This window comes from Paraglaciecola hydrolytica, from assembly GCF_001565895.1.
Lineage (GTDB): Bacteria > Pseudomonadota > Gammaproteobacteria > Enterobacterales > Alteromonadaceae > Paraglaciecola > Paraglaciecola hydrolytica.
Genome location: NZ_LSNE01000003.1, coordinates 612,572 through 625,945, shown reverse-complemented (window position 1 = coordinate 625,945; position 13,374 = coordinate 612,572). Strand labels below are relative to the sequence as shown.

The following is a 13,374-nucleotide window of genomic DNA, read 5'->3' as shown; positions in this document are numbered from 1 at the left end:
GAGTTTACCTTAAGCAGATTCTTTAAATAATTCACGGCCGATCAACATGCGGCGAATTTCTGAGGTGCCGGCACCAATTTCATAGAGTTTGGCGTCGCGTAATAAACGTCCAGCTGGAAACTCGTTGATATAACCATTGCCACCTAACAACTGAATGGCATCCAGAGCCATTTTAGTGGCCAACTCGGCGGAATAGAGGATAGCACCGGCCGCATCTTTACGGGCAGTTTCACCACGGTCACAGGCTCTGGCTACCGCATAAACATAAGCTCTAGCGGCGTTCATCTGGGTATACATATCCGCAACTTTACCCTGCACCAATTGGAATTCGCCAATCGATTGACCAAACTGTTTGCGGTCGTGAATATATGGCACTACCAAATCCATACAGGCTTGCATGATGCCTAATGGTCCGCCGGATAACACCACTCGCTCATAATCCAGCCCGCTCATTAATACTTTAACGCCGCCACCTTCTTGGCCAAGAATATTTTCAGCTGGCACTTTGCAGTCAATAAACACTAATTCACAAGTGTTGGATGAGCGCATGCCGAGTTTGTCGAGTTTTTGCGCCTGACTAAAACCCGGAGTACCACGCTCGACAATAAAAGCCGTCATGCCTTTGGCTCCGGCACTCACATCGGTTTTGGCATAGACCACAAAGGTATGGGCATCTGGGCCATTGGTGATCCACATTTTGTTGCCGTTAAGGACATAATGCTCCCCCTGTTTATCAGCGTGAAGTTTCATGCTGACCACATCAGAACCCGCGTTAGGTTCACTCATGGCTAGGGCGCCAATATGTTCGCCACTGACAAGCTTAGGTAAATACTTTTGTTTTTGTGCCTCAGTGCCATTTTTATGGATTTGATTTACGCATAAATTGGAGTGGGCACCGTAACTCAAACCTACACCGGCAGAGGCGCGGCTGACTTCTTCCATCGCCACCACATGGGCTAAATAACCCATATTCGAGCCACCGTATTGCTCAGCTACCGTCACCCCTAACAAACCCATCTCACCTAACTTGGGCCACAATGTATTAGGAAAAGCATTGTCTTTATCCGCTTGTTCGGCAAGGGGCGCGATTTCATTTTTGGCAAAGTGATAAACGTGCTCACGCAACATATCGATATCTTCACCAAGCGCAAAATTTAAGCTAGGGTAGGGTAAGTTCATGCTGATTTTCCTTGAGTTAAGGCGGCTAATTCTTCTTTACAGCGACTTTCAACTTCGTCTAATTCATTCATTAACATTTGAATGTCTTCTAACTGTTGCAACATGTGCTGACGTTTTTGCTCGGTCATTAACAACATGGCTTCAAGTTGGACTCGTGAGTTTTGATGGCTGTCATATAAGTCGAATAGTGTTTTTGTTTCGGCTAAAGAAAAGCCTAGTCGTTTTCCGCGTAAAATCAGCTTTAAACGTACTTTATCTTTTTTGCCATAAATACGATTTTGACCTTGGCGATCGGGATTGAGTAAACCTTGTTCTTCGTAAAATCGAATCGAACGAGGGGTGATATCCAGGGTTTTGGCCAGTTCGCCAATGCTAAAAGTTTGTTTAGTCATTTCTACTCGAGCATGTATAGAAGTAATAAAATTGTAAATTCACTTTACGTTTACGTAAAGTGAAAGTAAAGGTAAAGTATGCCTCTGTTTAGGTCAAGTTGTGGGTTTAACTTGTGCAAACTGGGGCATTATAAAGTGTGCAATTTCCTATACACTGCAGGTCTAGAGTAATTAAAATATGGGTATTCGAGATTCGATCCCGAAAGTTGAGGAAACATTATGTCAAATAATTCAGTTGTCATCGTAGCCGCTAAACGCACACCTATGGGTGGGTTTATGGGGTCTTTATCCGCACTCTCCGCCACGACTTTGGGGGCGGAAGTATTAAAAGCCACTCTGAGTAGTGCAACGAGTGACGATGCTCAGTTGGTTGCAGTAAACCAATCTGTTGATGAGGTCATCATGGGCTGTGTACTACCGGCGGGATTGGGCCAGTCTCCAGCACGCCAAGCTGCCATCGCCGCAGGTTTACCTCTGAGTAGTGGTGTGATTACCATCAACAAAGTTTGCGGTTCAGGTATGAAAGCAGTGATGTTGGCCCATGATCTAATCAGCGCTGGCTCAGTGCAAAGTGTACTTGCTGGTGGTATGGAAAGCATGAGTAATGCACCTTATCTTTTACCTAAAGCTCGTGCTGGTTATCGCATGGGGCACGGCCAAGTACTAGATCACATGATGTTAGATGGCCTTGAAAATGCCTATGATGGTAAAGCTATGGGCTGTTTTGCTCAGGCCACCGCTGATGCAGAAGGTATTGATCGTAAACAAATGGATGACTTTGCTTTAAGTAGTTTAAGCAAAGCCAATGAAGCGACAGCAAGCGGTGCTTTTAGTGCGGAAATCTGTACGCTTACCGTTAGTACCCGCCAGGGTGACATACTCGTAAGTGATGATGATGGCCCCAAAAGCGCCAAACCCGAAAAAATTCCTAGTCTAAAACCAGCCTTTACCAAAGATGGTACTGTAACGGCCGCTAATTCTAGTTCTATTTCAGATGGTGCAGCAGCCTTGTTAGTGATGTCTGCGCAGCGTGCAACTGAGCTTGGTTTAAAGCCTCTTGCGCGCTTAGTTGCACATAGCTCTCACGCCATTGAGCCTGAAAACTTTACGGTGGCTCCGGTTGGCGCCATGCAAAAGCTACTGACTAAAACGGGCTGGAACAAAGAGGAAGTGGATCTTTTTGAAATCAACGAGGCCTTTGCCATGGTTACCATGTTAGCCATTAATAAGCTGGAGTTGGATCCTGCTAAGGTCAATATCAACGGTGGCGCTTGTGCCTTAGGTCATCCAATTGGCGCATCGGGTGCCCGTATTTTGGTAACGTTGTTACATGCCCTTAAGTATCAAAATTTGTCCAAAGGCATTGCGGCTATCTGTATTGGTGGTGGCGAAGCGACAGCGATTGCGGTAGAAATGTGTTAAACAAAATTGAAGCCTAGGTAAGTTATGCAACGTTTGATATTAGGTATGTTACTTATGGTTGGCCAGAGCATTAATCCATTGGCGGCAGTGCCTGTCGAGTATGTAGCGGTTAAAAGTAATGTTGCCTATTCTGCTGTCACCGCCTTGGAATACGCTATGCCTGACGACACTGTGAGTTATGGCGCTGATCCTTTGCAAACCGCGAGTATCTGGTTTGCCAAGGGACCCTTTGCTCGTGAATCAAAGCTGGTGGTATTAGTACATGGCGGTTGTTGGCTTAATGCTTATGATATCAAACACACTTATGCTTTAAGCACGGCTTTGGCACAAGCGGGTTATGCCGTTTGGTCGCTGGAATACCGCCGCACCGGTGATGCGGGTGGTGGTTGGCCGGGTAGTTTAAATGATGTGGAAGCAGGCATTCAGCGCCTTACGTCTTATGCGCCTAAGTCATTCTATTTTGAAAATACGGTAGTAATTGGCCATTCTGCTGGTGGACATTTAGCCTTATTGGCAGGCGGTAAAATAGCAGAGCTACGAGGCGTTATTGGTTTAGCCGCGATTACTGACCTTGCAGAATACTCTCGTGGGCAAAATAATTGTCAGCAAGCAAGCAAAGGGTTTATGGGGGGAAGTGTGAGCGAGTTACCTGAACAATATCTGCAAGCTAATCCCATCACCCAGCCACTGCATAAACACACTGTTTTGTTGCAAGGCGATGCAGACAACATAGTGCCAGTCACTCAAGCGACGGCTTTAAAAGTACCGCTTGTTATGCAACAAGGGGCGGGGCATTTTGATTGGGTTCATCCAGGTAGCCCTGCATTTCAAACCCTACTGCTTGAATTAAAAACAGCATTTCAATTAGATACAGCCACTCAATGATCACATTTCAAGACGTACAAGCCTTAGATTTAAACGACCCGCTGGCTGACAGAAAAAAACAATTTTCCCTGCCTGCAGATTGTATTTATTTGGATGGCAATTCTTTAGGCGCCTTACCAATACGCGCAAAAAATCGTACAAGAGAAGTGATCGAGCAGCAGTGGGGGCAAGATTTAATTAAGAGCTGGAACACTCACCATTGGATTGATCTGCCTGCGCAGACAGGCGAAAAAATAGCATCTTTAATTGGAGCCGCTGCCGGACAAGTTATTTGTTGTGATTCTATCTCGGTGAACTTATTCAAATTGTTATGTAGTGCTTTAAACATGCAAAAGGGTCGCACGGTGGTATTGTCCCAGCAGGACAACTTTCCAACTGATCTGTATATGGTACAGGGTTTGGCAGAGCTGCTTGGCCAGCAGCAATGTGAGTTACGGCTGCAAGGGGGGGACAACATAGTTGAAGCTTTGACTGCAGATGTGGCTGTATTGTTATTAACTCAAGTTAACTTCAGAACGGGGTATATGCATGATATGCAACTCATAACCCAGTTGGCGCACCAGCAAGGTATTTTAGTCATTTGGGATTTGGCCCATAGCGCAGGGGCTTTACCTATTGAATTGGATAAGTGTGAAGTGGATTTTGCCGTTGGCTGTGGTTATAAATATTTGAATGGTGGGCCAGGCGCGCCAGCTTTTGTGTATGTCGCCGAGCGTCATCAAGCCATAGCAAAACAACCACTCAGTGGTTGGATGGGCCATGCCAAGCCCTTTGATTTTTCACCACAATATCAACCTGGGCAAGGCATGTTACGTTTTTTATGTGGTACTCCTTCAATTGTATCGATGAGTGTATTAGATGCTGCACTAGAAGTGTTTGATGGTGTTGATATGTGTGTGGTGAGAGATAAATCGTGTAAGTTGGCACAGCTGTATATCGGCTTAGTTGCACAAGCTCACTTAACAAATAAACTCACTCTTATCTCTCCACTACGTAACGAAGATCGTGGTAGTCAGGTGTCTTATACACATGTCCATGCGTTTGCTATTTGTCAGGCTTTAATCGCGCGAAACATTATTTGTGATTTTAGAGCGCCGGATGTATTACGAGTGGGGTTCACCCCTTTGTATACTTCCTATGTTGATATTTGGAATGCGGTGGAGCATTTGCAAGATATTGTGCATAACGAGATCTATCATGAAACAAAATACAATCAGTTAAATAAAGTAACGTAACTTAATGGGGTAAAAAACTAATCTAAAGTCAAAAAAATGAATCAACTGATTGAAAATTAAGCTAAATTGATATCTCATAGTGGTAAATTGTAAGCAATTATTAATAGGTAAGTTATAAGGAGATATGATCATTAAGCGTTCTATTTCTGTTAGCACAAAGCTATATACTCCTATCTGTTTAGTACTCTTTATGTGTCAGTTAGTCATTTTTTCGCCACACGTCTTGGCTGCCAATGCCTCAACTGCTACTTCTGAAGAATTCGCTTATCCAACTGTGACGTACTGCATCGATCCAGATTGGATGCCCTATGAGGCTATTCGCAACAATCAACATGTTGGCATGTCATCTGATTACATCATTTATATTGGGGTATTAGCGGAGCTTGATTTTCAATTAGTTAAAACCAAGAGCTGGTCAGAAAGCCTTGAAAAACTTAAAAGTGGCGAATGCCAGGTCGCCAGTATGTTAAACCGTAGCCCTGAGCGAGAACGGTATTTGCGTTTTACCCAGCCGTTTTTTGTCGGCCCCAATGTGTTGGTGTCTAATGTTGAACAAGCGTTTTTTCAAGGTTATGAAAATATTGGTACACAAGTCGTAGGGGCTGTTGCGCAATATCGTCAAGCTGAATACATAGATAACTATTATCCCCATATCAATCTTAAATTGGTTGAAAATGAATTGGCAGGTTTACGTTTGCTCGCTGATGGAGACATTGACTTGTTTGTGGGCTCGTTATTGTCAGTGAATGCCTTGATCCAAAAAAGTGGATTTTCTAATTTGCGTATTGCTGGATTAGCTGAGCCTCAAGATCAACTTAGTATGGCTGTATCTAACGACGATATTGAGTTACTCAATAAATTGAACGTCGCCATAAGTGAGTTGCCTGAATGGGTGCATGCGGATATTTATAAACAGTGGAATAACGTTAGGGTGATTGAGGAAGTTGACTATCGTTATTTCTGGATAGCCACTAGTGTTTTTCTTTGCATCATAATTTTAGGCGTGTGGCGTCAGTTGCTTGTGAGTCGCTACAATAAAAAACTGACCTTAAAAAACCAGCAGCTTCAGACCTTACAAAAAGAGTTATTAGAAAACAACCAACGCCTAGAGTTTATGTCGGTAAGGGATCCTTTAACCAATATGTACAACCGGCATTTTATGCAGGATAGGGCGGCCCAAGAAAAACAAGTCAGTCAGCGCAAAAACTTGCCAGTCTGTTTGTTATTAATCGATATCGACTTTTTTAAAGCAGTGAATGATCAATTTGGCCATTCGGCAGGTGATGCGGTGTTGGTGGAACTCGCAACGTTAATTTGCTCTACCATTAGGAATATGGATGTCGCGGCTCGTTGGGGCGGAGAAGAATTTATTGTGCTGTGTCCAAAAACGACCTTAGGTGAGGCTATTTATTTAGCCAAACGTTTGAAAAATCAGATCCGCCAACATGAGTTTACTGAAGTTGGCCGCATGACCTGTAGTTTTGGCGTGGCTGAATATCTTGGACCTGAAAGCTTTGTCGATTGGTTTGATCGCACCGACAAAGCTTTGTATGCTGCCAAAAATACCGGCCGTGACCGTATTCACGCCTCCTGTGTGGAATTAACAGAAAAAACGGAAAGTGAGAAACTTGACAGCGTTTAAGCAACAAGCCTTAAACAATAATCTGTTGTAATACATGGGTTTCACCCACAGCCACTACCTGACCTTGGGTGATAGCAGTTTCAACACACAACATACTTAAATAACCTTCATCTTGCATATCTTTCATGGCTATGGATTTTGCCTGCCAAGGATTCCACACCACTATGCTGTCATGGCCTGTAGAGTGAACTTCGATAGGCTCATTGCCATTTTCAATCTTTACCAGCGCGGGCTGACTTAAATGCACCCTGTCGGTTTCTTCACTAAAACGATAGGACTGTGGAGTACTAAATTCTTGCATTCCACGAGTTTTGTCTAAGTACTTCCCACTTAAACCCGAGACTGCGCAGTCATTGACATTATTAACAGCAAAATAGGTATGCAAAGCGCAGCGATATGTAAAGCTTTCATCACCTGTATTAGTTGTGAGTAATTGCAGCGAACAGTGTTTACCGACATCCACAATTAGTGTTAGTTCTGCCTTACCAGCAAATCCGGCGCCTAAACTAGATTGAGGTTTTAATGTCACTTGGCTGCCAGATGCATTATCAACCGTGTTGATAATTTGCCATTGTTGAGTGCGCACATAACCATGAGCTGGAAAGTCATTGTTGTTTGGTTGCTGACGTTTAATAGCGTGATCACCAAACCAAGGCCAGCAAACCGGTACACCGCCGCGAATGGCTTGTTTGCCATCTAAGGACGCCGCTTGGCTTAACCAGATCCGCTCTCGTTGATCCTGTCTGGGAATAAAACTCAGTAACTGGCCGCCAAACAGAGAAATTTCGGCTATTGCAAAAGCATTATCAATACGTAGCAGTTGGATATTATCGCGGGTGATAATGGAACAAGAAGATGAAAGCAACATGGATGTCCTTAAACGTCAAAAGGCGATTGTCTGAAACAGAACAATCGCCTTTTTAACACAATTAAACTTAAGGTTTAACCGTGAATTGAGTGTTATTTGCTGATATGAGCAACTAAATCTAAAACTTTGTTTGAATAGCCAATTTCATTGTCATACCAAGAAACCACTTTCACAAACGTATCTGTTAAGGCAATGCCAGCGGTCGCATCAAAGATAGACGTGCGTTTATCACCAATAAAATCTTGTGATACCACGGCATCTTCGGTGTAACCCATAATGCCTTTCAGCTCGCCCTCAGCAGCGGCTTTCATTACCGCACAGATTTGTGCGTAAGTGGCTGGTTTAGCTAGGTTAACTGTTAAATCAACTACTGAAACGTCAGCCGTTGGTACACGGAAAGCCATACCAGTTAATTTACCGTTAAGCGCAGGAATTACTTTACCTACTGCTTTAGCGGCGCCAGTAGAAGAAGGAATAATATTTTGTGAAGCACCACGACCACCGCGCCAGTCTTTTGCAGAAGGACCATCAACGGTTTTTTGGGTTGCTGTCATCGCATGTACTGTGGTCATTAAACCATCAACAATGCCAAAGTTATCGTGTAATACTTTAGCTAAAGGCGCCAAACAGTTAGTGGTACAAGAGGCATTAGAAACGATGTCTTGACCTGCATAACTAGCGTGGTTTACACCCATAACAAACATTGGAGTGTCATCTTTAGACGGAGCAGATAGAACAACTTTTTTGGCACCGGCTTCAATGTGTTTACGGGCTGTGGCGTCATCTAAAAACAAACCTGTTGATTCAACGACTACGTCAGCGCCAATTTTATCCCAAGCTAAGTTAGCTGGATCGCGCTCTGCGCTGACACGAATGGTTTTACCATTGACGACAAGTTGACCGTTTGCAACAGAAACGCTGCCATTAAAACGACCATGAGTTGAGTCATATTTCAACATATAAGCCATGTATTCAGCATCTAATAAATCGTTGATGCCAACTACTTCTATATCTGTGCGTTCGCATGCTGCGCGAAATACAAAACGGCCGATACGGCCAAATCCATTAATGCCTACTTTGATTGTCATATTTAAAGTCCTCTACACTTTTAGTCGGTGAAAGATAATTACAAAATTATGGACTATTTGACCAGATAAGGCAAAATATTCACTTAGAATTGTTATTTAATTACAGTTTTGCTTCTGCAAACGTATTCATTTTCGACTATTGCACTTTTTAGCTGATAATAAATCGTTGAAAATTGAGTAAAATTTACAGGAATAATACGTTAATGGCCCCATCGCTAATAGATCATCTAGTTGAATATCGCGGAATTGAATCCCACTACACTGACGCATGGGGCAAACCTGCGACTATTGCCCCCAGCACAAAAAATAAGTTACTGAGTGTTATGGGTTATGAAGTGGATGATCTGGATAAATTACAGAGCCAGGTTGAAGATGATGCCAAGAAAGTTTGGTTGACTCCGCTCAATCCGGTGCAAGTATTGCGTCAGGGCGAAACCTTTCAAGTGGCGCTGCGCCTGCCAATAGAGCTGGTAAATGATAGTTTTACTTGTGTGCTGACTATCGAACAAGGTGAGTCACTTTCTCATAGCCTAGTGCCTACCGATGGGCAGTTAATCAATGTGGCGGATATTGATGGCGTTGAGTTTCAGGAATACTTGCTCGAATTACCTTTGAATTTACCCTTGGGGTATCATCAACTGGCATTGCAAATTGACGGTGATGAACTGGCGAGTATGCGGGTGATTATGGCGCCTTTATCTTGTTACAAACCCCAAACTTTACTCAGTGGTAATAAAGTATGGGGCTTGAGTGTGCAGCTTTATTGTTTGCGCAGTGAGACTAACTGGGGCGTAGGTGATTTTTCGGACTTAGCTTATTTGGTTGAGAAAGTCGCCAAACAAGGTGCACATTTTGTAGGATTAAATCCTATCCATGCTTTATACCCAGCTAATCCTGAGGCTTGTAGTCCTTATGGTCCGTCGTCACGTCGCTGGTTAAATTTTATCTATATTGATGTAACTAATTTACATGGCTATCAGACAGAAACAACTCAACAACTTGTCAATGCACCAGGATTCCAACAAGAATTACAGGCGGCTCGCCAATCTGAACTAGTTGATTATGCCACTGTCACTTTTTTGAAACTGCAGGCTTTAAGCAGCATATTTGACTATCAAAATACTCAGTATTTAAGTAAAAACACTAAACAAAACAAAGCATTTAAAGTCTTTATCGAAGAGGGGGGCGAAAGTCTACAAACTCTAGCGGTATATGATGCCTTACAAGAAAGTCTTGCTGCACAAGGCAAACCTGCTTGGGGCTGGCCGGTGTTTCCACACGAGCTATCTGATTTCCACAAACCAGCGGTGGCAACCTTTACCAAGAAAAATGCCAAACGGGTTAAATTCTTTTTGTGGTTGCAATGGCAGGCCGCGTTGCAATTAGCAGCAGTTAATGAAGTGGCTGTGGCAAATAATATGTGTATCGGTTTGTACCGCGACTTAGCCGTAGGTGTGAGTGAAGGCAGTGCTGAAATTTGGGGCAACAAAGACTTATACTGCACCAATGCTAGCGTAGGTGCGCCACCCGATATTTTGGGGCCTCTTGGGCAAAACTGGGGTTTACCCCCGATGGATCCAGAAAAACTCTATACCCAGCAATACCAACCTATTATCGACTTGTTCAGCGCCAACATGCGCGCCACGGGTGCCTTACGGATAGATCACGTCATGGCCTTATTACGTTTGTGGTGGGTGGTTAAGGGGGACAGCGCGAAACAAGGAGGTTATGTTTATTATCCAGTGGATGATTTACTCGCTATCTTGGCTTTAGAAAGTCACAAAAATCAAAGTTTGGTAATTGGCGAAGATTTGGGTACTGTACCAGATGAGATACGTGACAAGTTGGCAGACAATGGCGTTTATTCTTATCGAGTGTTCTTTTTTGAACAGGCCAAAGATGGTGGCTTTTATTCACCGAGCCATTATCCAACTCAATCTATGTCAACCTTAACCACTCACGATATGCCAACATTAAGCGGTTATTGGCACTGTGATGATTTAGAGTTAGGTAAGGAATTGGGGCTCTACCCAACCGCAGAAATTTTAGCAAGCTTATACGATAGCCGTCATGAGAATAAACAAGCTATATTGGATACCTTGCACGGGCATCATTCAGTAGGTGATGAAGTAGGTCATGATGTTAATTTTGTGGCCATGAGCAAAGCCCTTAATTTTGGCATGCAGTTGCATATGGCTGGTGGTTCCAGTGAATTATTAAGTTTGCAACTGGAAGATTGGTTACAGATGGATAAACCCGTTAATATTCCAGGTACTTTTAAGGAATATCCTAACTGGCAACGTAAACTGACTCAAAATCTACAGGATGTTTTTAGTGATCCGGTGCTAAATGAGCTAGCTTTGGGTCTAACAGAGGCAAGAAAAAACGCCTCTCAATAATGTGAAATTAAATAGCGGTTCGTTCTAGGCATCAACATGCGTGGCGAACCGCCCCCATTAAGGCGGAAAAATGCAGCTTGAACAACAATTAGAACACGCGCTTTGTACCTTTCCTTTTAATCATCTTGGTCCAACCTTTAATCCTGATACCTCGGTTTTTTCTATTGCAGCTTGGCTGCCAGGCGCTTTAAAAGTGTCTGTGGTCGACATGCAAAGTGGCCAGCTTATTGGTGAGCTAGTTAATAAAAAGGGCAGTGCGTTTTTTAGTGCTGATTTTAGCCTTAAGCAGCCCCCTAAGGTTTATCGTTTTACCGTTAGTAATAAAACCAGCACTTATGAATTAGTTGACCCTTATCAGTTTAAAGAGCAAGCCTACTTTGCTGTGCATTTTGTTGATCATGCTGCCCACAATGTTTACAAACAATTGGGGGCGCAGTTGGTGTCGCTGGAAGTTGGTTTAAAAAGCCCTATCGCCGCGACCCGTTTTGCAGTGTTTGCGCCTAATGCCAGCGCGGTATCTTTAATTGGTGATTTTAATTTCTGGGATGGTCGCTGTTTACCCATGCAAAAAACCGACTTTGGTTACTGGGTATTAGTAGTGCCGGGCATCGCTGCAGGGGCTAAATACAAGTATCAAATCAAAGATGCAGCAGGTAATAGTTTACCTCACAAGGCTGACCCGGTTGGTTTTTACGCCGAGCAATATCCCTCGCATACCTCAGTGGTGTACGATCATGACGCTTACCAATGGCAGGATGCCAAGTGGTTAAAACAGGCCAGTAAAAATAAATACACTCAGGCCATGAGTATTTACGAAGTGCATCTTGGTTCGTGGAAACGACCTGATGCTAGTTCAGGAAAAACCTATTTAAGTTATCGTGATCTAACTACCGATCTTATTCCCTATGTTAAAGAGATGGGCTACACCCATTTAGAGTTATTGCCGGTATCAGAATTTCCCTTTGATGGCTCTTGGGGCTACCAGCCAGTAGGACTTTTTTCTCCCACTAGTCGTTTTGGTACACCAGATGATTTTAAATACTTTGTCGATCAATGCCATCAACATGGTATTGGCGTGATCATCGATTGGGTTCCGGCACATTTTCCAGAAGACGGCCATGGCCTAGCGCGTTTTGATGGTACTCACGTCTACGAATACGAAGATCCCCGCAAAGGGTGGCACCCGGATTGGAACTCCTGTATTTACGACTTTGGTAAAGAAACGGTACGTCAGTTTTTAGTGGCTAACGCTTTGTTTTGGGTTGATAAATACCATATTGATGGCCTGCGGGTAGACGCTGTGGCATCCATGCTTTATTTAGATTATTCCCGCGACGATGGGGAGTGGATCCCCAACGTCGATGGTGGCAACCATAACTATGAAGCTATCAGTTTGCTGCAGTGGATGAACCGCGAGGTTTATGAAAAATTCCCTCATGCCATGACCATAGCCGAAGAGTCCACGTCTTTCCCTAAAGTATCGCGACCTGTCTACGAAGGTGGCTTGGGTTTTGGCTTTAAGTGGAATATGGGCTGGATGCATGATTCGCTGCATTATATTGCTAAAGATCCCAGTTATCGCCGTTTTCACCATAACGAAATCACTTTCAGCATGGTTTATGCCTTTGATGAGAGTTTTGTCTTACCTATTTCTCATGATGAAGTTGTGCATGGTAAAGGCTCGCTGTTACGCAAAATGCCCGGTGATGAGTGGCAACAAGCCGCTAATTTACGTGCCTATGCGGCCTTTATGTATGGCCATCCGGGTAAAAAACTCAATTTTATGGGAAATGAAATCGGTCAGGCAAATGAGTGGAATCACGACAGTTCGATAAACTGGCATTTATTGGAGTTTGAAAAACACCAAGGGATCCAACAGCTCTACAAAGATCTGAATAAACTTTATTCAAGTTATCCGGCCCTGCATGAACTCGATCACCATCACAGTGGTTTTGAGTGGATAGATCACGGTAATGCCGAGCAGAGTATTTTGTCATTGCTGCGTAAATCCTCAGAGCAAAAACAAAAAGTTTACTGCATTACTAACTTTACGCCTGTGCCCCGTGATAACTTTTTGCTTGGTGTACAAGACTTAGGAAATTACCAACTTGTACTTAATACTGACGACAAAAAGTACTGGGGTAGTGGTTTTAAAGTACTCAAAAAAATGCAGGCATTGGATAAACCGTGGAATAACCAGCCTTACTCGATTAGTTTGAACTTACCGCCGTTGGCGAGCTTATTTATTATATACAAAGGGTAGT

General features: G+C 43.5%; 10 protein-coding genes. 6 read left to right on the top strand and 4 right to left on the bottom strand.

Features of this window, described 5'->3' with window-relative positions; all coding sequences use genetic code 11:
• Positions 1–9: 9 nt before the first annotated feature.
• A complete protein-coding gene (locus AX660_RS05285) occupies positions 10–1,179 on the bottom strand; it encodes an isovaleryl-CoA dehydrogenase (protein WP_068373557.1) in 1,170 nt (389 codons plus the stop codon).
• Positions 1,176–1,571 carry a MerR family transcriptional regulator gene (locus AX660_RS05280; RefSeq protein ID WP_068373554.1) on the bottom strand — a complete coding sequence of 132 codons (396 nt, stop codon included), beginning with the start codon at positions 1,569–1,571 and terminating at the stop codon, positions 1,176–1,178. Before AX660_RS05280 ends, AX660_RS05285 begins: the two co-directional genes overlap by 4 nt.
• Positions 1,572–1,790: 219 nt before the next feature.
• Here AX660_RS05280 and AX660_RS05275 point away from each other — a divergent pair, with 219 nt between their 5' ends.
• From AX660_RS05275 to AX660_RS05260, 4 genes are all read left to right on the top strand, one after another.
• Positions 1,791–2,993: a thiolase family protein gene (locus AX660_RS05275; RefSeq protein ID WP_068373551.1), complete on the top strand. Its 1,203-nt coding sequence runs from the start codon at positions 1,791–1,793 to the stop codon at positions 2,991–2,993.
• A gap of 24 nt (positions 2,994–3,017) precedes the next feature.
• A complete protein-coding gene (locus AX660_RS05270; RefSeq protein WP_068373548.1) occupies positions 3,018–3,878 on the top strand; it encodes an alpha/beta hydrolase in 861 nt (286 codons plus the stop codon).
• Positions 3,878–5,113 (top strand): kynureninase, encoded by a 1,236-nt coding sequence (kynU, locus tag AX660_RS05265; protein ID WP_068375227.1) that lies wholly within the window; start codon positions 3,878–3,880, stop codon positions 5,111–5,113. Before AX660_RS05270 ends, kynU begins: the two co-directional genes overlap by 1 nt.
• Positions 5,114–5,303: 190 nt before the next feature.
• On the top strand, positions 5,304–6,755 hold the full coding sequence (locus AX660_RS05260) for a diguanylate cyclase (RefSeq protein ID WP_162266406.1): 1,452 nt from the start codon (positions 5,304–5,306) through the stop codon (positions 6,753–6,755).
• Between the two features lie 10 nt (positions 6,756–6,765).
• On the opposite strand, the gene AX660_RS05255 is transcribed toward AX660_RS05260, so the two are convergent.
• Positions 6,766–7,623 carry a D-hexose-6-phosphate mutarotase gene (locus AX660_RS05255; protein ID WP_068373542.1) on the bottom strand — a complete coding sequence of 286 codons (858 nt, stop codon included), beginning with the start codon at positions 7,621–7,623 and terminating at the stop codon, positions 6,766–6,768.
• 92 nt (positions 7,624–7,715) lie between these two features.
• A complete protein-coding gene (gap, locus tag AX660_RS05250; RefSeq protein ID WP_068373538.1) occupies positions 7,716–8,711 on the bottom strand; it encodes a type I glyceraldehyde-3-phosphate dehydrogenase in 996 nt (331 codons plus the stop codon).
• 203 nt (positions 8,712–8,914) lie between these two features.
• Between gap and malQ the strand changes: the two genes are divergently transcribed.
• Together malQ and glgB are read left to right on the top strand one after the other, a co-directional pair.
• On the top strand, positions 8,915–11,110 hold the full coding sequence (gene malQ, locus AX660_RS05245) for a 4-alpha-glucanotransferase (RefSeq protein ID WP_068373535.1): 2,196 nt from the start codon (positions 8,915–8,917) through the stop codon (positions 11,108–11,110).
• 70 nt (positions 11,111–11,180) lie between these two features.
• Positions 11,181–13,373, top strand: coding sequence for a 1,4-alpha-glucan branching protein GlgB (gene glgB / locus AX660_RS05240; protein ID WP_068373532.1), 2,193 nt, complete (start codon positions 11,181–11,183; stop codon positions 13,371–13,373).
• Position 13,374: the final 1 nt, after the last annotated feature.